This window comes from Burkholderia sp. S171, assembly GCF_009766085.1.
Taxonomy (GTDB): Bacteria; Pseudomonadota; Gammaproteobacteria; order Burkholderiales; family Burkholderiaceae; genus Caballeronia.
The window spans coordinates 261,569-281,330 of record NZ_LMUF01000047.1; the positions used below are offsets into that span (position 1 = coordinate 261,569).

General features: G+C 59.2%; 19 protein-coding genes. 10 read left to right on the forward strand and 9 right to left on the reverse strand.

What is annotated here, in order from left to right; genetic code table 11:
• Positions 1–171: 171 nt before the first annotated feature.
• The 3 genes from GSQ93_RS26470 (at position 172) to GSQ93_RS26480 (ending at position 3,034) form a co-directional block, all read left to right on the forward strand.
• A complete protein-coding gene (locus tag GSQ93_RS26470) occupies positions 172–504 on the forward strand; it encodes an antibiotic biosynthesis monooxygenase (RefSeq protein ID WP_158938588.1) in 333 nt (110 codons plus the stop codon).
• A gap of 177 nt (positions 505–681) precedes the next feature.
• Positions 682–2,136: a DEAD/DEAH box helicase gene (locus tag GSQ93_RS26475; protein ID WP_158938589.1), complete on the forward strand. Its 1,455-nt coding sequence runs from the start codon at positions 682–684 to the stop codon at positions 2,134–2,136.
• Between the two features lie 604 nt (positions 2,137–2,740).
• Positions 2,741–3,034, forward strand: a complete 294-nt coding sequence (locus GSQ93_RS26480; RefSeq protein ID WP_158938590.1) for a hypothetical protein — start codon at positions 2,741–2,743, stop codon at positions 3,032–3,034.
• A 386-nt stretch (positions 3,035–3,420) separates the two neighbouring features.
• Here the strand turns inward: GSQ93_RS26480 and GSQ93_RS26485 are convergent, their stop codons facing one another.
• Positions 3,421–4,383 carry a LysR family transcriptional regulator gene (locus GSQ93_RS26485; RefSeq protein WP_216857676.1) on the reverse strand — a complete coding sequence of 321 codons (963 nt, stop codon included), beginning with the start codon at positions 4,381–4,383 and terminating at the stop codon, positions 3,421–3,423.
• A gap of 114 nt (positions 4,384–4,497) precedes the next feature.
• Between GSQ93_RS26485 and GSQ93_RS26490 the strand changes: the two genes are divergently transcribed.
• The 4 genes from GSQ93_RS26490 (at position 4,498) to GSQ93_RS26505 (ending at position 8,455) form a co-directional block, all read left to right on the forward strand.
• Positions 4,498–5,232, forward strand: coding sequence for an SDR family oxidoreductase (locus GSQ93_RS26490; RefSeq protein ID WP_158938591.1), 735 nt, complete (start codon positions 4,498–4,500; stop codon positions 5,230–5,232).
• Positions 5,233–5,485: 253 nt separating this feature from the next.
• Complete coding sequence (locus GSQ93_RS26495; RefSeq protein ID WP_254074067.1) at positions 5,486–6,304, forward strand: MipA/OmpV family protein; 819 nt, start codon at positions 5,486–5,488, stop codon at positions 6,302–6,304.
• Between the two features lie 9 nt (positions 6,305–6,313).
• On the forward strand, positions 6,314–7,018 hold the full coding sequence (locus GSQ93_RS26500) for a response regulator transcription factor (protein WP_158938592.1): 705 nt from the start codon (positions 6,314–6,316) through the stop codon (positions 7,016–7,018).
• 81 nt (positions 7,019–7,099) lie between these two features.
• Positions 7,100–8,455: a cell wall metabolism sensor histidine kinase WalK gene (locus GSQ93_RS26505; RefSeq protein WP_158938593.1), complete on the forward strand. Its 1,356-nt coding sequence runs from the start codon at positions 7,100–7,102 to the stop codon at positions 8,453–8,455.
• Between the two features lie 101 nt (positions 8,456–8,556).
• On the opposite strand, the gene speG is transcribed toward GSQ93_RS26505, so the two are convergent.
• From speG to GSQ93_RS26540, 7 genes are all read right to left on the reverse strand, one after another.
• Complete coding sequence (speG, locus tag GSQ93_RS26510; RefSeq protein ID WP_158938594.1) at positions 8,557–9,099, reverse strand: spermidine N1-acetyltransferase; 543 nt, start codon at positions 9,097–9,099, stop codon at positions 8,557–8,559.
• Between the two features lie 76 nt (positions 9,100–9,175).
• Entirely contained in the window at positions 9,176–10,147 is a 972-nt protein-coding gene (locus GSQ93_RS26515; RefSeq protein ID WP_158938595.1) for a LysR family transcriptional regulator, read from the reverse strand.
• Between the two features lie 328 nt (positions 10,148–10,475).
• Positions 10,476–11,117 (reverse strand): hypothetical protein, encoded by a 642-nt coding sequence (locus GSQ93_RS26520; protein WP_254074068.1) that lies wholly within the window; start codon positions 11,115–11,117, stop codon positions 10,476–10,478.
• Positions 11,118–11,154: 37 nt separating this feature from the next.
• Complete coding sequence (locus GSQ93_RS26525) at positions 11,155–12,549, reverse strand: selenium-binding family protein (RefSeq protein WP_158938596.1); 1,395 nt, start codon at positions 12,547–12,549, stop codon at positions 11,155–11,157.
• Between the two features lie 289 nt (positions 12,550–12,838).
• Positions 12,839–13,060, reverse strand: coding sequence for a hypothetical protein (locus GSQ93_RS26530; RefSeq protein ID WP_158938597.1), 222 nt, complete (start codon positions 13,058–13,060; stop codon positions 12,839–12,841).
• A 137-nt stretch (positions 13,061–13,197) separates the two neighbouring features.
• Complete coding sequence (locus tag GSQ93_RS26535) at positions 13,198–13,473, reverse strand: hypothetical protein (RefSeq protein WP_158938598.1); 276 nt, start codon at positions 13,471–13,473, stop codon at positions 13,198–13,200.
• An 81-nt stretch (positions 13,474–13,554) separates the two neighbouring features.
• Positions 13,555–13,821, reverse strand: a complete 267-nt coding sequence (locus GSQ93_RS26540) for a hypothetical protein (RefSeq protein WP_158938599.1) — start codon at positions 13,819–13,821, stop codon at positions 13,555–13,557.
• Between the two features lie 379 nt (positions 13,822–14,200).
• Between GSQ93_RS26540 and GSQ93_RS26545 the strand changes: the two genes are divergently transcribed.
• Positions 14,201–16,210 carry a serine/threonine protein kinase gene (locus tag GSQ93_RS26545; protein WP_158938600.1) on the forward strand — a complete coding sequence of 670 codons (2,010 nt, stop codon included), beginning with the start codon at positions 14,201–14,203 and terminating at the stop codon, positions 16,208–16,210.
• Between the two features lie 19 nt (positions 16,211–16,229).
• On the opposite strand, the gene GSQ93_RS26550 is transcribed toward GSQ93_RS26545, so the two are convergent.
• Positions 16,230–18,107 carry an SUMF1/EgtB/PvdO family nonheme iron enzyme gene (locus GSQ93_RS26550; protein ID WP_158938601.1) on the reverse strand — a complete coding sequence of 626 codons (1,878 nt, stop codon included), beginning with the start codon at positions 18,105–18,107 and terminating at the stop codon, positions 16,230–16,232.
• 482 nt (positions 18,108–18,589) lie between these two features.
• Here GSQ93_RS26550 and GSQ93_RS26555 point away from each other — a divergent pair, with 482 nt between their 5' ends.
• Both GSQ93_RS26555 and GSQ93_RS26560 read left to right on the forward strand, forming a co-directional pair.
• Positions 18,590–18,985 (forward strand): DUF4399 domain-containing protein, encoded by a 396-nt coding sequence (locus GSQ93_RS26555; RefSeq protein ID WP_254074083.1) that lies wholly within the window; start codon positions 18,590–18,592, stop codon positions 18,983–18,985.
• A 57-nt stretch (positions 18,986–19,042) separates the two neighbouring features.
• Positions 19,043–19,483 (forward strand): DUF4399 domain-containing protein, encoded by a 441-nt coding sequence (locus tag GSQ93_RS26560; RefSeq protein ID WP_158938603.1) that lies wholly within the window; start codon positions 19,043–19,045, stop codon positions 19,481–19,483.
• Positions 19,484–19,762: the final 279 nt, after the last annotated feature.

Sequence of the window (19,762 nt, forward strand, 5' to 3'; positions counted from 1 at the left end):
AGACCGAAAGGAGAGCGCCTATTCGAATGCGTGCCTTCACCAACAGGCACGCTCGATGCTAAAAATTTCGCGACGACCGTTGCAAGTGGGCCGCGCCGCGAGGCTGCATACAGCACGACGCGTGTGAATTCACCCAGGGTTGCATGAGATCGACAAATCAGAAGGATGAGAATGGCGACCATTAAAGAAGACGAAACTTTTACCCAAGTCGTTCGCTTCGACGTCGAGCCTGACAAGCAACTCGCTTTGATCGCGGCGATTGTGGAAGAGGTGGAACGGTGGGTTTGTCACCGACCAGGTTTCATCTCATCGACTTTTCACGCGAGCCACGATGGACGGAACGTCATCAACTACGCGCAATGGGAAGACGAAACGGCGTTCAAAGGCTTCACGCAAGATCCCGAAACCGAACGACTCCAGGCCGCGATCCGCTCGGTCGATTCCAGGTTGAAGCCGCACGCTGTTCACTGCCGGGTGGTCCGCAGTATCGACCAGCCGGTCTAAACAGGGGTGGTGCCTGTCGGGCGCCCCCTGCAAAACGCACATAAGTCGGCGCTGATCAACGTTGAGCGACTGACCAAAAGCCCGTGGAAATGGCACGCGGTGCGCGCCGTAACCTTGTTCTGCGCGGCGCAATCAGGCGGTAACGCTAAAATTGCGGCTTTACCCCGGAATACGCCAATGTCTTTTGCCTCGCTTGGCCTGATCGATCCCTTGCTGCGTAATCTGCAGGAGCTTAATTACCAGACACCTACGCCGGTGCAGGCCGAGGCGATCCCTGCTGTCCTCAGCGGCCGCGACGTCATGGCTGCAGCACAGACTGGCACAGGCAAAACGGCGGGTTTTGCGCTGCCGCTGTTGCAACGGCTGGTGCAACACGGCCCGGCGGTGTCCAGCAACCGCGCGCGTGTTCTGGTGCTGGTGCCCACGCGTGAACTGGCCGAACAAGTGCTGCAAAGTTTTATCGATTACGGTAAAGGTCTCGACTTACGATTTCTGGCCGCTTACGGCGGTGTGAGTATCAATCCGCAGATGATGACCTTGCGCAAAGGCGTGGATGTGCTCGTTGCCACGCCGGGCCGTTTGCTGGATCTGAATCGCCAGAACGCAGTGCAGTTTGATCAAGTGCAAACGCTGGTGCTTGATGAAGCCGATCGCATGCTGGATCTGGGCTTTGCGCGCGAACTCAACGCCGTCTTTGCTGCCTTGCCCGTTCAGCGCCAGACGCTGCTGTTCTCTGCCACCTTCACCGATGATATCCGCGCCATGGCGGCGGCCATTCTGCGCGATGCGGTCAACATCAGCGTCGGCTCGCCCAATGCCACGGCCAGCAGGATCAAGCAGTGGGTGGTGCCGGTGGATAAAAAGAACAAGCCTGACCTCTTCATGCACCTTGTGGCCCAGAACAACTGGCAGCACGCGCTGGTGTTCGTCAAAACCCGCATTGGCGTGGATTACCTGGCGGCCGTGCTGGATGAAGCGGGCTATTCGGTCGACACCATCCACGGCGACAAACCGCAGCCCGCGCGCTTGCGTGCGCTCGAGCGCTTCAAGACGGGCGAAGTCCATATGCTGGTAGCCACCGATGTGGCTTCGCGCGGGCTGGATATCGACGACCTGCCGCTGGTGATCAACGTTGACCTGCCGATCGTGGCGCAAGACTATGTGCATCGTATTGGACGTACCGGACGCGCGGGCGCCAGCGGGGTGGCAGTGTCCCTTGTGTGTGCCGATGAAGCGCCGCAACTGGCGGCGATTGAAGCGCTGATCCGGCAAACGCTGCCTCGTGAAGAAGAGCCAGGTTTCGAAGCCGAACACCGCGTGCCGCAAACGAGTGCGACGGGCGAGATCATCAAGAAACCCAAAAAGCCCAAGAAGCCGAAAATGCCGAAAATGTCATCCGCTGCGCCGGGCGCCGTTCAAGTGCTCGGCAGAAAGCTGCGGCCGCAAAGTGGCGAAAACGATCGCAAGCCTGCGGTTCAGCGCGCTGTGGACGAGGGGAAAGGCACAAGCTTCTCCAGCGGTAACCCATTCAGCGTGCAAAAGCCGCGCAGCAAACCCGCCAGCAAGCCAGTTGCGGGTTCCCGTAAGCCGGCTGGGAAACCCGCTGGTGGCAGCGGCAAACGCCAACCTTGATGTGAGGGGATGAGTGGGCCGCGAACCGCCAGCCCTGCAACCGGCTGGCGGTTCGCGGCCGGGTGCCAGGCAGCGGCGCGGCTTTTACGTGCATCAGGTCGGCGCGTAACCGCGCACTGAATCCAGGATCGATAACAACTTCGGGGCAGAAGGGACGTTGAAATCGTGCGGAGCGAGCGTCCGATCAAGGTTGTCTCTAGCGAATGTGTCCGCTTCTCACACGAAAGCCGTCATTTGATCGGCTCATCGCGTGCTGACTATTGTTGTCACGCGGGGATCGTCCAGGAAGCGACGTTCGATGCGGCCGCCCTGATTGTCGTTGCTTACCGGAGTTGACTTGGAAGTTTGTTCGCCGAGCCCGCGCTACCGGCAATTCTCTATCCACGCAGTCCAATCAGTTAGCGCAATCAATTTCCTGGCGGGTCACGAAGCATGGATCGCTCAATGCCGGGCACCCGGCCTCAGATTGACTCGTCCCTTAGCGCTGACGCCAAAATAGCAATTCACCCTTGCGAAGAATGCGCTTAATTATAAGCGGCCGTTTTCCTACAATCTAAACGCGTCACTTACGGCGAAATTTCAATTCAATCAAGGAGACGGGGCCATGAACAAGGCAACCAGTACATTAATCGCGGCCGTCGCTGCGCTCACGTTGTCAGGCGGCGCTTATGCACAGAGCAACAACTCGCTGGCGCGACCGAGCGTAACGTCGCCGGTCAGTGCAGGGGGCGGCTACGGCACGCCGGGCACCACCAACTCGGACAGTGGAAAGGCCGCCGGGTCGTCAAACTCGGCGCTGCCAAATAGCGTGAATGGCTCCACGCCTGCGCCCATCGTTTGGCCAAACAACAATTCGCTGGCTCGACCGAGCGTAACGTCGCCTGCTGCGGCTCAATAACAACTGTTGGCGATGGCAATTAGCACCGACATTGTCATCGCTACCGGAGTCGTGGGGAGCGGGTGACCGCTCTTCACGCATTGGCAAAAGGAACACTGGCAGTTCTTTACGGATGAGTGCAAGAGGATCGGCAGACCCGGGCTTGGGCATGCGCCATGATGAGCGGCCCAACCGGGGCGCACCGTGCTTCCACAGTTCTGCGGCTCTCGCAGCTTATGTTAATGGCTGGGCTGAGCGGCCGGGCTCGTCCGACTCGGGCGGTCGGGTCAGACATTGAGATAGACATTCAAACGTCGCTTGCGCTCACGCAGCGGATCTTCGCATGCCGGGAGTATTGGGCGCGTCATCGACCAGACCCGTCATTCGTAATCCCGCAGCAATCCCTACTAAGACTTTGCGTGCTGCCGAGCAGATACGGGCCGTTCTTCTCCGACAAGGCGGGTTTGCGGCTCGCTGCCGTGCCCCAGCGTTTCCTGGAGAAAGGCGATAAAACTCACCAGCTTCGGTGGCATGTGCGCATCGGGCAGATGCACCAGATGGACGGGCCAGGTTGGAGCCGGCCAGTCGGGAAATAGACGAACGAGCCGACCCGCATCCAGATCGTCCTGCAGCATCACCTGAGGTTGCAGAATGATGCCCAGTCCAGCGAGTGCGGCTTCACGAAGCGCGAGACCGCCGTTGACATCAAGACGACCGCGCACCGCGATGCGCTCCACACCATTGCCGTCGGGACGTGGAAAGCGCCACTCACGTTCAGGGCCAGTCGCGACCATGAAAGCCAGGCAATTGTGCTGCGCCAGATCAGCGGGCGCTTGTGGATGCCCATGACGCGCCAGATAGGCCGGTGACGCGCAGGCAATACGCGGAGAACGGGTCAATGGCCGCGCAATCAGGCCAGAGTCCGGCAGGACGCCCGCGCGGATGGCGGCGTCAAAGCCTTCCTCCGCGAGATCGACGAAACGGTCGTTGAGAGACAGCTCAATCTTGACTTCAGGATAACGGTCGAGGTAACCGGCAAGCGCCGGCACGAGCACGCGTGTGCCATAGATCACTGGGCAACTCACCCTCAATTGGCCTCGCGGGCTGCTCTGCATCTCGCGCGCGTCCAGCTCGGCCGAGTCCACCAGCGCCAGGATTTCGAGGCATCGCGCGTGATAGCGCTTGCCGAGTTCGGTCAAGCTCTGGCGTCGCGTGGTGCGATTCAGCAGCCGGCCTTCGAGGCGTCGCTCCAACTCACGGATATGGTTGCCGACCATCGTCGGCGTCATGCCGCTGCCTTCGGCCGCAGCGGCGAAGCTGCCGCGCTCGATCACGCGCGCAAATATCTGCATGCTGCTGAATCGGTCCATTCGCAAGCCCTGTTAATGAGTGACCGAAGTGATAGCAGGTTTATCAACCTGGATTAAAGAATAATACTCAGGTCCTCGCTTTAAACACAACCGCAGCAAGGACAAGGACCCACTATGACGATTGCAAGCACTCACCTCCACAATCAACGCGTCGTCCTGCTGGGAGGCACATCGGGAATCGGCCTTGCCACGGCTCAGGCGGCGCTGGCAGCAGGTGCCTCGGTGACAGTGGTTTCATCGCGCAGTCAGCGTGTCGCTGAAGCGGTCGCCAGCCTCGGTGACCGGGCCGACGGATACACGGTCGATCTGGGCCAAGAATCCGCTGTGCGCGGGTTGTTTGAACAACTCGGACCGGTCGATCATCTGGTCTATAGCGCAGGTGATTCGCTGCAAACAGGAGCGCTCGCCGACATGGGTCTCGATACGGTCCGTCATGTTTTCGATGTGCGCGTCTTCGGTGCCATTGCCGCGGTCAAATACGCGGCGCCGTATTTGCGTCCCGGCGGTTCGGTGGTGCTAACCAGCGGTGTCGCCAGCTTGCGACCACAAAAGGGTTGGGTGGCGCTGGCAAGTGTCTGCAGCGCGATGGAAGGACTCACGCGAGCACTCGCGGTGGAGTTGGCGCCCATTCGTGTCAACCTGGTGAGTCCCGGTTTAGTGCGTACGCCGCTGTGGGCCAACTTGCCCGAAACTGACCGCGAGGCACTCTACGCAGCGAGTGGGGCGGCGCTGCCGGTGGGGCGTGTCGGCGAGGCGGCGGACCTCGCGCAAACTTACGTCCATTTGATGACCAATCGCTACGCGACGGGACAGATGATCATCGTGGACGGTGGCGGTGTGCTGGTCTGATCGCTATATCAATCGATTAGGTCCTCCAGAGACGAGGATCTTTTTTTCCTTAAGGTGATCAAGACTGCTTAGTTTTAAAGGTCAGCCCAATCGGTGATTTTCGCGGTCCGCTGGATTTTTTGACGACTGACTCCGGCGTGTCATGAAAGGGCCGCTCAAGACCCCCAGAAGTAATTGAACGCTGAGTAAGTGAGCAGTAAGTGCCTCGGTCATACAGTACGCCCCAACGACCACACCCATAAAAGGCACTACTGTGAAAAAACACCTTCGTCGCGAGCATCAACTGCTAGTTGCCGTGGCATTGGCTCTGATGTATTCGGGCGCGGCTTGGGCAGACGGTCCTAGCGCGAATCTGCCTAACACCGACACGACCGGCTTCGCCATTCTGAGCAATGCCACGAACGTTACGCATTGGGGGCTTGGCGGCGGGGCGGCCTTTGAACAATCACCTTACAAGGGATATGGCACGCACATAACGCCTGTGCCGTTCTTCTTTTTCGACGACAAATGGGTACACGCAATTGGCACAAGCGTTGATCTGAAGGTCGGTAAATGGGACGGCGTCGCGGTCACCTTACGTGGGACTTACGCTATCGCAGACGGCTACAAAGGCTCGGACGCGTCCATACTCAATGGAATGCAAACCCGCCGCGCCGCATTCTGGCTGGGCCCCGCACTCAAATGGTCGACGCAATACGGCGACCTTTCGGGTGCGTACCTGACAAGCGGAAACAAAGGACAGAAGGCCGATATCGAGTTCGGCAAGACCCTGGATTATGGTAACTTCTCTATAGAACCCCATGCGGGAGTCAACTGGTACAGCGGCAAGTACGTTGATTACTATTATGGTGTGAGGACGTCGGAGGCGAAGGCAGGCCGGCCGGCATACACCGGAACATCTTCGTACAAGGAAACGGTCGGCGCCAAGTTCGACTATCGCTTAACGCGCCACCAGCTCGTCAGCCTTGACCTGGGTATCGCACACCTGGGTAGCGGAATAACCGACAGTCCTATAGTCGGCAAGCGATTCATTCCTGAAGCCAAGATCGCCTATCTGTATCAATTCAATTGAATCGGCCTTATGTCGCGAATTGCACTGATCGAAGATCATGCTCGCCTGGCGGGCATGATCCGGCAATCGCTGTCCGGTGCCGGAATCGAAACCGATATCTTCACTAACCTCTCCGAAGCAGCCTATGGCCTGAGCCATGGCGACTACTCGGTCATGGTCCTTGACCGCGGATTGCCCGACGGCGACGGGCTACTTTTCCTGCGAACGCTGCGTGCCACCGGAACCATGACGCCTTGCCTGATGCTAACCGCGCGGGATGCGTTGCACGACCGGATCGAAGGGCTCGAGACCGGCGCGGACGACTACGTCACCAAGCCGTTTGAGATGAGTGAACTGGTAGCACGCGTACGAACGTTGATGCGCCGGCCGGCCGGAATGACGGCGTTGATTCAAAGCTTCGCTGACATTGCAATCGACCCACAGCAACATGCAATGCGTTGCGGCAACCAGTCCATTCCGCTTGCGCCCGCTGAATTGCAGATCATGTCTGTTCTGCTGAAGGCAGCGGGCCGGACCGTTCGCCATTCTGCGCTTGAGCACGCGGGCTGGGGTTTGGGCGACGCAGTCACGCCCAACGCGCTTGAAGTGACCATTCACCGGCTGCGAAAGAAGTTGCTTGCGGTGGGCGCGACCACGCGACTGGCGAACATCAGGGGTGCCGGTTTCGCAGTCCAGCAGCTGGACTCCGCGCGAGATGATCAGGGGTCACTGTGACGGGTAACGCGGTGCTCAAACGGCTCATCCTCTGGTCTGCGCCTTCATCGTATTCGATTGAGTTACACGGACAGCATCATCATGCTTAGCTACTGGATTAAAAGCCTCTCGGTGCGCTTATGGGTCACGAGCGTGGCGGCGTTGGCCGTGAGCCTTACTCTCATCGCCGCAATCGTGCTTTACGCTTTCAACCACCTGCCGCCCGATACGTTCCGGGTGAGCGAGAGCATAAGAGGCGCCCACAAATTAGCCTCCGAATTGCGTTTTGACGAGTCGGGGCAACCGGTGTCGATAAATCTTGATGAGCGCACGAAGTGGCTCTTCGATTTCGGATCGACCGAGTTGATGTACCGCGCGCTCGACGCTTCGGGACATGTGCTTCTTGCATCCCGTGGCGCGCCGGACATTACCGCCTGGGATACCGATGGTTTGACAAGCTCGCTCGGCGTCATGAAACGAGTGACCATTAACGACAAGCTTTTTGATGTCGTAACCCTGCAGGTCATGCACGGTCAGACCCCGTTTTTTCTACAGAGCGCGGCGAGCGTGGCGTTCAATAAAGCCGTTCTCGGAGAGAAGATCGAACCTATTCCGGCGATCGTGGGTGATACCTTGCTGATCGCGACAATTATCTTCGGCTTGACCTTGACGTTCACCGTTCGCCGCGTGCTGCGGCCTCTGCGCGTGGCGTCGGACGCCGCCGCGTCAATCACCCCGCAGAACCTTCGCATGCGGCTTTCCATCAAAGGCGTTCCCAGCGAGATCAAGCCCATTCTTATCGCCTTCAATGATGCGCTGGCACGCCTCGAAAATGGCTTCGCTGTACAACAGCAATTCCTCGCTTCGGCTGCTCATGAACTTCAAACGCCGCTGACGTTGATAAGAGGACAGATCGAGTTGCAGCCCGAGGTCGAGAACAAGGATTTGCTGTTCCGCGAAATCGATTTGATGGCGCGGCAGGTCCGGCAACTCTTGCACCTCGCCGAAGTAAGTGAGTCGCAAAATTTTGAATTTGGCGAGGTCGACAAGGTCGACGTTGCCGAGGACGTCGTGGACTATCTCGCGCGCAAGGCGGACAAGAAACAGGTGAAACTGCATGTCGACGTTCCTGTCACTCCCGCAACCATGCGAGCCGACAGGAGCGCGCTTTTCATCTTGCTGAAAAACATTGTTGAAAACGCGATCAACGCGACGCCTTCGCACGGGTCCGTCATTGTTTCTGTCGACGAAAAAACGATCTCTGTTCAGGACGAGGGACCCGGCGTCAACCCTGAGCATTTACCCCTTCTGTTTGAGCGCTTTTGGCGCGCGCCCGATGCTCAACACGATGGCGCCGGGCTGGGCTTGTCTATCTGCAAAGAAATAGCGGCGGCGCACAATTGGAAACTCACTGTCAGAACGTTGGCGTCGGGAACCCAGTTTATTGTTTCCTTCTAGCAAAAGCAGAAAGGCTGCGCTCGATGCCGAGGGGCGGCCTTTCTGACGCGGGCTTAACTTAAGCTGTGCCGGGCGGAATCGCTCGTGCATGCAATCTATGCTTACTTACCTGCCTGCGTTTGCTTAAGGAAATCGTGCTGGAAAATGCACATGCGATACGCATTGTGATACCGGCCGTTGCCAAAAAACTCTTCTATCAATTCCGCTTCCTGTTTGAAGCCGCACTTCTCGTAGACGTGAATGGCCGATTGATTTGACACATCGACTATCAGATAAAGCTTGCGCAGATTGAGCACGGAAAACGCATAGTCCGTTGCGAGCAGGGTTGCGCCTGTTGCATACCCCTGGCCTTGAGCGCCAGGTGCAATGATGATCTGGAACTCGCCGCGCCTATGGATGTAATCAAGCTCGATCAATTCTGCGAGCCCTACCGTCTCGCCGGTCTTGTCGACCGCAACGAAGCGACGCTCGCGCAGATCGTGGACGTGGCGATCGTATAGCTGGGACAACTCAGAAAACGTTTCGTAGGGTTCTTCGAACCAGTAACGCATGATCTTTGCGTTGTTGTTCAGGCTGTGGACGAAGTGGAGATCGGTACGTTCGAGTGGCCGCAGCATAAGCTGATTGTTCTCTTCGATGATCATGGGTAACACTCCGCGAATGGTGGATCGACCTGCAATATAGCTTAAGGGACTGCGCGTCCCTCGTTGCACATTGGCTCTAAGCGATTGCGTCCACCCGCGCGCCATACACTTCGAGCGCGGCATCGTGTAGCGCCTGGAGCACAACGGTTGCCGCGGGCGACAATAATTGCGTTTGCCGCGTGATGATGCCGAACGCATCCATGCGGCAGGGCAATTCAATAGCCAGCCGTTTGAGCGTGCCGAATTCCTCATATTGCCGCGCGACCTCTTCCGGCATGACAGCCAGCATGTCGCTCTGCAGCAAAATGCCCGAGATGGCGAGGATGTTGTTGGTGTTCACCACATTCTGCGGCGAACTGAGGCCGATCTGCGAAAACACCATGTCGAACCTGTGCCGCAGCACGCTGCCTGGCGGATGCAGAACCCAGCCTGCATTGACGATGTCTTGCATGGTCAGGCCGGCCGCCTGTTCAAGCGGATGACCGGGGCGCACGACCACGCAAAGCGGTTCCTCGGCAATAGGCTCGTAACGCACTGCATCCTTGAACTGGCCCTGTCGTTCGAGTACCCGGCCGATCATGATGTCGAGGTGGCCCTCTGCGACCAGCGGCAGCATCACGTCTGAAGTCTCAACCTGCAGCCAGATTTGCAACTGTGGATAAAGCGCCTTCACGCGTGCGATGGCAAGCGGAACCATGGTTGCAGCGGCAGCCGCAATCGAACCAATCTGAACCTGACCCGCGAGCCCCGCCCGCAACGCGGAGATCTCGTCGTGTGCCTGGTCCAGATTCGAGAGCACCATGCGCGCATGCCGGATCATTACTTCGCCATACAGTGTGGCGTGCATCCCGTGCGGCGTGCGGTCGAAAAGCCGCACCTCCAGCACGTCCTCCAGCTCCTTCAATAGACGCGATGCAGCCGGCTGTGTCATGCCGAGGACATCGGCGGCGCGGCGAACGTTGCCTTCTTCTTCCATTGCCGCGAGCAGCATCAACTGCCGCGTCTTGAGGCGGGCGCGCACGAACCAGTTCGAGTAGCTTTGAGCCATCGCCGTGTGCCTATGCGTGAATTAAAACGACATTGAAAGCTTCATTGCTTACTGGATATGCCTGCGGTTTTTTCATTATGTTTTTTGCTTGGTGACAAACAAGGTTGTGGTTCCGGGAGGGCGCGAATTCTCAATTGGATCAGGCGAAACCCGCAGCGGGGACGCGTCTCGCAGGCTGTGGACGTCAATCGTAGCTGATCCTCATTGTTGGGCAGGCAGACTGCGCAAGCGACATTATCGCCGCTTGGCAGCCGTTGCCCGGTTTGGCGTACGAGTGAGGAATGATAGGCGCTTCCTGAAGCCGGATACGCAATCCGGCATTCGCTTGCTAAGCCGTGGCGATCAGCAATACGCCGGTGCCCGCGAGACCGATGGTCCAGAGCCTGTCGAAGTTGATCCAGCCGCGCCTGAGCACGCCCACGCCCAGCCAGTCGTACACCAGCAGCGCGATGGCCCCCGTCACGAGCAAGGTAGTCAACGTATGCAAGCCGACAGCGGCAAGCGAAACGAGTAGCGGCCCGGAGGACAGGCCTGCCATGGACCCGCACAACGGGATCAGCGCTGGGATCAGCATGAGACCCGCGCCGTGTGCGGTCGCCATCAGGAACGACCAGAGGACGAGACCAGCAAAGCCGGTCGTCATGCCAACCCGCACGCGGTGCCGGTGTCCGTATCGAACTTGGTACACCGCCCAGGCGACGAGCAGGGCGCCGCTTGCGATACGGATGAGATGGCTGTCCACGACCATCCCTGTAGTAAGCACGAGCGCGGCGACTATGCCGATAGAGAGTGCGTGGCCCAGTGCCATGGGCGGAATCGCGAGCAGGACGGCCTTCCGGCTACGCCGATGCAGACCGAGGGCGACCGCGAACAGCCAGCCCATTGCGGGGTTGATTCCATGAAAGACACCGAGCCCCGCTATGGCAAACCATTCCCATGCGTGGCCCGCCCCGGCCCATGCCATGTTCATGATGTGCCCGGCGTGTGCGCCTCGCGAGCGTGGCGGGTTACGGATAACAATACGAATCCGACGAACAATCGCCGCCCTCGAGCCGCACCTGATGCGGCCGGTGGGTGGAAGGCCACTCGACCAGGAAGCGCGAATCGAACTCGACACCGCCCTCGGGCGACGCATCCAGTTTCACCATCCAGCCGTTGAGTCCATCGGGATAAAACTGATCGTCGATAGCGCCGTATAGCGAGTTGGTGAAATAGACGCGGCGGCCGTCGCGGCTGACCTCGACCATCTGCGGTCCGCCGTTCAGGGGACGCCCGGCCGCCTTCGGGTGCGATTCGCGCGATACGATGCCTCCGATTCTCACGGTCCCGGTGAGCTTCGGCGCGAAGGGATCGGACACATCGTATTGCCGTAAATCGCCGGTTCCCCAGCACGCGACGTAGAGAAAGCGGTCGTCCATTGACAGGTCGATGTCGGTGACAAGCGGAGGCACTGCGCCGAAACCCTTCAGCATGGGCGGCAACAGGTCGGGGTTAGCGGGCTCGGCCGGAATCTCGATGATCTTCTTGACGCTCCAGCGGTCGCCGTCGCGGTACCACGTCCAGATCGACGCGGATAAATCGTTCAGGCTGATCACGGAGTTGACGAAGCCGTATGCCTTGGTGGGATCGTGCGCCGGACGAAGTTCGAACACGAGCTGGTTCTCAGCGCCGAAATCGATTTCCTGTTGATGCTTGCGGGTATGCAGATCCCAGAAATGCAGCTTGTGTCCGTATTGGCCACCTAACAAAATTTCCGGCACGAGGCCATTTTCGAATGTAGCAGGCAAGCCCCATTCGCTTGTGACCAGGGTGTCGTGTCCGAGATGCCACCAGGCATCGTAGGAAAGTTGCTGAGGACCCCGATCTATTTCCCATTGACCACGGATGTCGAAGGTCTCATGGTCCATCAGGAAAATACCGCCCGGCGCTTCTCCTTGTGCATTCCCCAATGCGGCCACATAGATTCCCTCGGGCCCGCAATGAACCGTATGGGGGCGGGTATAACCCGCTTTTTCGGCGACTTCCGCGGGTGCCAGCACGCGCACGATTTTAGGGTTGCGCGGGTCGGCCTTGGTATCGAGAATATGGATTCTCGATGATCGCAAGCCGGGCACAACCAGATAGCGACGCTCGGCGTGCGGATGGGGCGCGTTCGGGCATAAGCAGGAACTGCAGGCGTTCCAGCCAAAATGATGAAGCTCGTCGCCCGTGTTGGGCATTGCAACATTGCTGACCAGTTGCGAATAGCTGGGCGAGGCGGGGTCCACGTCTACGACCGCAATGGCGTCGGGAACCTGTCGCGTGGGATCGAAACTCGCGACATACGCAATGGTCTCGTGCGGGGCCTTCATGGCCATCCGCGGGGAAGGATAGAAGGTTGGATCCGGCGTCCAATTTGCCATGCCATTTCTCCAGGGAACGTTGTTCCTTGGTCGCCCGGTAGAAGCCGTACCAAGGATTACCCACAGACCTACCGAGCAAATATACCTTGTTTCCAGCGTTCAATTGTTCGAGCCGCTTGGCGCCCAAAGCTTGATTTCTTCTAAGGGAATGCCGTATGGCGATATGCGTCGCTTAGCTGCTCATAACCGTTGCTCACAAACGCTGCCGCGGATGCCGCCTAGAACACAAACGCCCGGCAAGCACTTGCCGGGCGTTTACTGCAGGTGCCTCGGTACGACGCGCAACTGTCTATTTGCGCGCTTTCCGACCTGTAGGCTTAGCCGCGGGTTGCGCCGCGGCTAAGCCAATCTGGCTAGCCGGAAAATTGACGATCCTCGTGCTGCTCGCTGGCGCTGCGTAGGTGCGAAGCGTCTTACTCGTGCGGGACCTTGCGCCGCCGACAATCGCGCTCATTGCCTGCTTGTCGAGTTCCACGCTATCGGGCAGATCCTTGATCAGAATTGCGGCCATGATGTCATCCAGGGAAGGTGAGGGTTTCCATTCAATCCAGTATAGGCAATTTAGGCGGCCCGAAACGCCGGATGCGCTGCGAGAAGAATCTTCCCGCAGCGCACGTCGACGCACGCAGACCTGCATTTGCCCATGCTTCAAAAAGCGATAGCCGAACCCGTTGTCGCGTACTGGGACGGACTGACGTTGAAGCGCAGCGGCCCGAAGCCGGCGCCGATCACGCCGACGTTGTTGAGCGCATTGACTTCTACGTTTTGATACTGAACGATGTTCTCGTTCGTGTTCACTGCGACGTTGACGTTGGCATAAGAACCGGCGTTGGCAAGCGATGAGTTGCCGCCGCGCACGTCCGACATGGCGTGGCGGTCCAGCTCCCGGCTGTGAGACAAATCGTGAATCGTGATGGATGGCATGGCGGTGCTCCAAGCGAAAGAGTAAGAGTGGCCTGAACGGGCAACCTGGAGACCGCGAGGCCTCCGGGCTGGCGCGCAGCTTCAGAAGTTGATGGTGTTCTTGTTGCTGGCCGTCTGCTTCGGGTCGACCGTCGAGTGAATGCCGCTCGCGAACGCCACGTTGTTGCCGTTGTTGTTCATCGTGTTCTGCGACTGGCTGATCAATTGAGTGGCATCGAACGAAGCTTCGTACGAGGACACGTTGACGCCGGGCCAGTAGCCAGGCAGGTTGCCACCGCGTACGGCCGACATGGCGCGGCTGTCGAGTTCTTCGGTGATGGACAGGTCTTTGATGGTGAGTGATTTCATGGCAGTTCTCCTAAGGGTTAAGCCAGGTGGCTTTAGAGGTTGGTGAGCATCATGTCTGCTCGCTGGACACTAATGCATGGCCTGTGCCAGAAGCGCTGACACCCGATTAAATAATCTGTAAAGGCCCACGGAATAAGGCTCGGTGATATTGCAGCGCCGAGCACCATGCGCGCGTTTGCGTTTCCGTTCATGGCGCGTGACGGCTTCCGGCCAACAGCCGCAACCCGATCTGTTGGGCCCGCAGCAACATGTGCCCGATCGAACATCTGCAGCGAAACCATATTGCGAAAGGCAGGGCTGTCACCTAGTATCGAATCACTGCGATTGCGGGTAACTACAGACAATATGTTCACCATGGAGCCGCGTACGAGCCGTAGAGATGACCACTCTTGCGCAAGCTATCCGAACCTTCCAAAGCAGCGGGGCATCACGTGACGAGTTTTTAGTACTCGTCGACGGGGCCTTGTCAGTCGACGAGACCTCGACCGGGCGCCTGCTCGAAATACTCCGCGAAGAACAAGCCAGGACGCCGCTGCCAGCTGATCTTTATGCGGCTGTGCATCGGCGGATCGAGCAGGCGTCGCTGGCAAGCCATGGCGCGAATTCCGATGAGACTCGCCTGCAGACTTCGCCAGGCGTGTTGCAACAACGGAGTTCGCAGCCCGCAGCGCCTGCACGCGATTTCGTGATGTCGGAGACGGATCAGGTCAAGGAAGTCGGCGACACCCTCAACGGGCGCTTCGTGCTAGAGGAGTGTCTGGGTGTGGGCGGAATGGGAACCGTCTACAAGGCGCTCGATTTGCGCAAGCTCGAAGCATCCGATCGCCGTCCGTACATTGCGATCAAGGTGCTGAATCTGCAGTTTCGGGGCAATCCGAAATCGCTCATTGCGCTACAGCGCGAAGCCAAGAAGGCGCAGGCGCTGGGGCATCGGAACATTGTCACGGTGTACGACTTTGATCGCGACGGCCCGGTGGTTTACCTGACCATGGAGTATTTGTCCGGTCAGCCGCTGAGCCGGATCTTGCGGGCTCCGGAGTTCAAGGGCATGCCGTATGCGGAGGCCTTGCCGATCTTCAAAGGGATGGCGAACGCACTGGCCTACGCGCACGAGCGTGGTTTCGTGCATTGCGATTTCAAACCCGCCAACGTGTTCCTGACCGACACCGCTGAGGTGAAGGTCATCGACTTTGGTATCGCCCGCGTGTTCCAGCGGCCCGAAGAAGAGACCGACGCCACTATCTTCGACCCCGGTAGTCTCGGCGCGCTGACGCCCGCGTATGCGAGTCCGGAGATGCTGGAGCATCGCGAGCCCGATCCCCGCGACGACATCTATGCACTCGGCTGCACCACGTACGAGTTACTGACAGGTCGGCATCCGTTCGACCGTGTACCTGCAACCCAGGCACGCGGCTCGGGCCTGAAGCCGCAACGTCCCGATGGCTTGGGGACGCGGCAATGGCGGGCACTCAGGACGTCGCTTGCATTCGAGCGTGAAGCGCGCATGCCAACGGTCACGCAATTTATGCGGGAATTCGGCGATACCCAAAAGCGTAGCGGTATATCGGGCACCGCAGTCAAGGCCGCCGTCTCGGCGGGCGCACTCGCGGTGGTGGCGGCGGGCGGCTATTTCTACGCGTCGTCGCATCGCTCCGTGCCACCCGAGAAAGTCGCTGCCGTACCCGAGAAAGTCGCCGAGGCGCCGGCCATGCCGGTTGTTCCCGCGCTGTCGCTCGAGACAGTCACCCCTGTCCTCGCGAGTGTGCCGTGTTCGGCACTGGTGGCGTCGGTGCAAGACCAGGCACTTAGCGTGACCGGCTATCTCGGTCGAAGCTATGGCACACAGAAGTTGCGCAGTACGCTGAACGCCATACCAGGCGTCGCCAATCCGAGCGTGCAGGTCAAGGAAGTCGACAACGACAAATGCGACATCCTCAAGCTGATCGCGCCTTACTTGACGTCTGGGCGGCCGGCATCGATTCAAACCCGGGATCACACTACGCAGTTGACCGAAGGTCAGCCGCTGGTCGTTCAAGTCACCACGCCACCCTACGATTCGTGGGTCAATATCGACTATTACCAACTCGATGGCAGCGTAGTCCACCTGCTGCCGAATGCACGTTCGAAGGATAACCAGGCGCCGCCGAACTACGCCGCGACTATTGGCAGCGGTGGCGACTGGATCGTATCGAAGCCATTCGGCTCGGAGATGATCGTGCTGCTCGTAACGCCCGCAGCCCTGTTCGATGCGGTCAGGCCCGATAGCGAATCGCGAGCAGACTATTTGCGCGCCGTGGAAAAGCGGTTAGGCGAACTCGCGCGCAAATTCGGGCGCGACAAGATTGCCGCCGATCTCGTTCAGATCGACACGCATCCACGCAAACAATAACGCCCGCTACAAGGCGCAGTTATTTCATGTCGCGCGCCACGCGCATGCCATTCTGCGATTGCCGTACGCTGGAGCTGTATTTGAACCGCGTGGACGACTGCATGTAGGCGCCGCCGTCGGGCCATGAGCCGCCGCGGATGACACGCATCGGGCAACCCGCCTCGTCCCACACGCGGCCATCCGCCGGCGCGCCCTTATACGAGCTGTGCCAGCAGTCGCCGACCCATTCCCACACGCTGCCGTTCATGTCGAAAAGTCCGAAGGGGTTGGGCAAGAACGAGCCCACGTTCACCGGACCATCCTTACGCCACGGATCGCCGCAGTCCTTGCAGTCGGCATAACCCTTGCGCATCTCGTTACCCCACCAGTAGGTCGTGGTGGTGCCACCTCGCGCGGCATATTCCCACTCGGCTTCAGTCGGCAGCCGATACGTCTTGCCGGTCGTTTTGCTGAGCCATTTAACGTAGACCTGTGCGTCGTCCCAGCTTAGGTTGTGCACGGGCGTGGACTTCGCGGGATTGCCTTCGATATCGATGCGCGGGCACCCGGTTGCATCCGCACACGCGTTCCACTGCTCGACGGTCACTTCGTATTTGCCGATGGCGAACGGCTGGCCAACGCTGACCCGGTGCACCGGACGTTCGGCGGGATCGTCGGAATTGCTGCCCATCTCGAACGTACCGCCCGGTAGCGCGACCAGCGCCGGACAGGCGGCGCAGTCCTTGATCTCGCCTGCGGTGGAGACGGCCGTCTTGACGGCGGGCTTGGGAGCAGGCGTGGGCGGTGGGGCGGAAGTGGCCACCCATTTCTCCGCAGGGGCCGGTGCAGAAGGAGCCGGTGGAACGGATGCAGGTGGCGTCGCCGCGTGCGCATGATCGGCTTGCACCTGCGCTTGCGATTGAGCCTTCGGAGCGGCGGCAGAAGCGCGTAGCCGGTCGATACGTGCATGAGCGAGCGTGGCAAAGCGCCCGTTAGGATAGGCCTTCAAATACGCCTCGTAGTCGCTTGGATAGGTACTGTCCTTGATCGACTCCCAGAAGGTGAGTTCGTATTGTTCGTTGCTATCCTTGGGAAGAATCCCCCGGCTTTGAAACGCGATGACCGCTTCGCTGGCCATTGTGCGTCGGCCGATGTTGCTATTGATGTCGCTCGTTTGCGGTGCAAACTGGAACTTGTCTTCCGCCGCGGCCGGTCCTTCCGCTATCCACGGTACCTGCTTTCCTCCTGTTGCGAGGCTCACGGATCGCGCGACATCGTGCAGCACGTCTTCAACACTTCGCCCCGGCTGGCTGATCGCGCGCAACAACGCCGCGGTGTACGTGCCATGCCGCGTGCCGTCGGCCGCGTATGTACCAGGAGTGGTCGCGTACGCGACGATCGTCCGCGAGGGCGGCGGCACGACGCGGACGTTGGCCGGGTCGTATGGATTGTTCAGACAGGTATCGAGCACGACCAGATTGAGTTGATCGCTGCGCGGCGCCGACATGCCTGCAAGAATGCTGTTCAAGTCGATGCCCTTAGCGAGCGGATCCTCGGGCGATCCCTGCGCGTCGACCGGCAGCAGCAGCGTTGACTTGCCGACCTGGATCGCATGCCCGGCGAAATAGACCAACCCGACGCCGCCAGCAGCCAGGCGCTTGTTGAATTCTTGAACTGCTCCGTTCATGCGCGCCCGATCCAGGTTCGAGTACGTCATGACCTCGAAGCCGAGCCGGCTCAGCATCTCGCTGGTTGCCGTTGCGTCGCGCGTGGCATTGGCGAGCGGATGATCCTCATAGCTCGCATTGCCGATGACCAGTGCAAGGCGGCGCGAGTGCGTATCACCATTCGGCTCGGCAGCCGCGCAGCCGAATGCGACCGCTCCCAGCAGGACCGCGAACCACAGTTTTCTCCACATGAGCCTTCGTATGAGTTTTCGTATGAGTCTTCGTATGAGTCTTCGCCACATGATCACACCCCGTGCCGGTATTCGACGGCACCTTCAAGGAGCCGCGCCAGAACTGCATGATCCGCGGGAACGCGACAAGCATTCACGCGGAATCCGATCGTCCGATGGGCGAGCATCACGACCAACCATAGCACGCAACTACTTCATATCAACGTGGTCAGGACGGCGTAACGACCCAACGTGTCGTGAATAGCCCGGGGATTGGCCTTTTATGACGAACCCGTCTTTCGATACAAGACGGATACCTAATTATTCAGACAATACGGAATGAATAGTTGTTCGAACCACGCCGGGACAACGGTCGAATAGCGCAGCTTCAAAGCATGTCTTTTTAACGGATTCCGTCCTAAGCTAACAAGGAGAAAACCGTGCATAAGGTTGGGGAGAATACGAAAATGCTAAGAAGAACCGTCCTCGGCGTGTTCGCTTTCATGACAGTGCTCATGCCGTCGCGTTCGTTCCCGGCGTCGCGCACCCCGTCTCCCCCCGGCGCGGAGGCATTCATCATCTGGCCGCCCGACGGTGCGGTGATCACAGGCGGAAAACTCTGGGTGCGCATGGGCCTGCGCAACATGGGTGTGTGTCCGAAGGGCGTCAATATGCCCAATGTAGGACACCATCACCTGCTCATTGATACGGAGTTGCCTCCATTCGATGAAGCAATCCCCTCGGACCGCCAGCATTTGCATTTCGGCGCAGGTGAAACCGATGCGCGAGTCGAGTTGCCCCCCGGAAAACACACGCTGCAGTTGCTCATGGGGGACTACAACCACGTGCCGCACGATCCCCCGATCTATTCGAAGAAGATCACGATCACCGTGCGATGACGTATGTGTCGCAGTGGATATTCAGGCGGGCTGCAGACCAAGGGGAGGGCGTGGGCCATGAAGAAATTTTGCGCTACGGCGGCGATCGCGGTCTCGCTGTTATCCGTGTCCTTATCCGGTTCCGCGCTGGCTGGCCCCACGCCTGCGCCGGCTAATGCATACGCGTATATCGGCTATCCGAACAATGGCCAGACGCTCCCTGCCGGCAAGCCATTTCGCGTGTGGTTCGGGTTGCGTTACATGGGCGTCGCCCCACGAGGCGTGAAGTATCCGAATACGGGCCACCATCATCTGTTGATTGACACTGATCTCCCTTCGTCCTTCGACGAGGAGATTCCCTCCGACCGCCAGCACCTGCATTTCGGCGCGGGCGAAACGGAGACCACACTCGACTTGCCCCCCGGCAAGCACACGCTGCAATTGCTGATGGGCGACTACATGCACGTCCCGCACAACCCTCCGGTCTATTCGAAGAAGATCACGATCTACGTTAAATGATCGGGCCGGTTTCATGCGCAGCGTGTGTCTTGCGCAAACCAACAGTTCATCGAATAAGCGTTGGTTTTCGCCCACCATGCGGGTCTTGTGCGACTGGCGGAAGAACACCTTCCGCCGACATGCATCAATCGCGAAAACCCTTTCCCAATAACGCTCCGAACGCCTTGAGCCGTTTCATCGGGCACGCCTGGCATGGGCTATGCATTAGTGTCCAGCGAGCAGACATGATGCTCACCAACCTCTAAAGCCACCTGGCTTAACCCTTAGGAGAACTGCCAT

Coding starts and splice junctions, on each gene's coding strand:
- GSQ93_RS26515 (WP_158938595.1), bottom strand. CDS start 10,147: ATGGCTCAAAGCTACTCGAACTGGTTCGTGCGCGCCCGCCTCAAGACG.
- GSQ93_RS26530 (WP_158938597.1), bottom strand. CDS start 13,060: ATGGCCGCAATTCTGATCAAGGATCTGCCCGATAGCGTGGAACTCGAC.
- GSQ93_RS26525 (WP_158938596.1), bottom strand. CDS start 12,549: ATGGCAAATTGGACGCCGGATCCAACCTTCTATCCTTCCCCGCGGATG.
- GSQ93_RS26560 (WP_158938603.1), top strand. CDS start 19,043: ATGAAGAAATTTTGCGCTACGGCGGCGATCGCGGTCTCGCTGTTATCC.
- GSQ93_RS26545 (WP_158938600.1), top strand. CDS start 14,201: ATGACCACTCTTGCGCAAGCTATCCGAACCTTCCAAAGCAGCGGGGCA.
- GSQ93_RS26485 (WP_216857676.1), bottom strand. CDS start 4,383: ATGGACCGATTCAGCAGCATGCAGATATTTGCGCGCGTGATCGAGCGC.
- GSQ93_RS26520 (WP_254074068.1), bottom strand. CDS start 11,117: ATGAACATGGCATGGGCCGGGGCGGGCCACGCATGGGAATGGTTTGCC.
- GSQ93_RS26490 (WP_158938591.1), top strand. CDS start 4,498: ATGACGATTGCAAGCACTCACCTCCACAATCAACGCGTCGTCCTGCTG.
- GSQ93_RS26500 (WP_158938592.1), top strand. CDS start 6,314: ATGTCGCGAATTGCACTGATCGAAGATCATGCTCGCCTGGCGGGCATG.
- GSQ93_RS26550 (WP_158938601.1), bottom strand. CDS start 18,107: ATGTGGAGAAAACTGTGGTTCGCGGTCCTGCTGGGAGCGGTCGCATTC.
- GSQ93_RS26555 (WP_254074083.1), top strand. CDS start 18,590: ATGACAGTGCTCATGCCGTCGCGTTCGTTCCCGGCGTCGCGCACCCCG.
- GSQ93_RS26470 (WP_158938588.1), top strand. CDS start 172: ATGGCGACCATTAAAGAAGACGAAACTTTTACCCAAGTCGTTCGCTTC.
- GSQ93_RS26540 (WP_158938599.1), bottom strand. CDS start 13,821: ATGAAATCACTCACCATCAAAGACCTGTCCATCACCGAAGAACTCGAC.
- GSQ93_RS26475 (WP_158938589.1), top strand. CDS start 682: ATGTCTTTTGCCTCGCTTGGCCTGATCGATCCCTTGCTGCGTAATCTG.
- speG (WP_158938594.1), bottom strand. CDS start 9,099: ATGATCATCGAAGAGAACAATCAGCTTATGCTGCGGCCACTCGAACGT.
- GSQ93_RS26535 (WP_158938598.1), bottom strand. CDS start 13,473: ATGCCATCCATCACGATTCACGATTTGTCTCACAGCCGGGAGCTGGAC.
- GSQ93_RS26505 (WP_158938593.1), top strand. CDS start 7,100: ATGCTTAGCTACTGGATTAAAAGCCTCTCGGTGCGCTTATGGGTCACG.
- GSQ93_RS26480 (WP_158938590.1), top strand. CDS start 2,741: ATGAACAAGGCAACCAGTACATTAATCGCGGCCGTCGCTGCGCTCACG.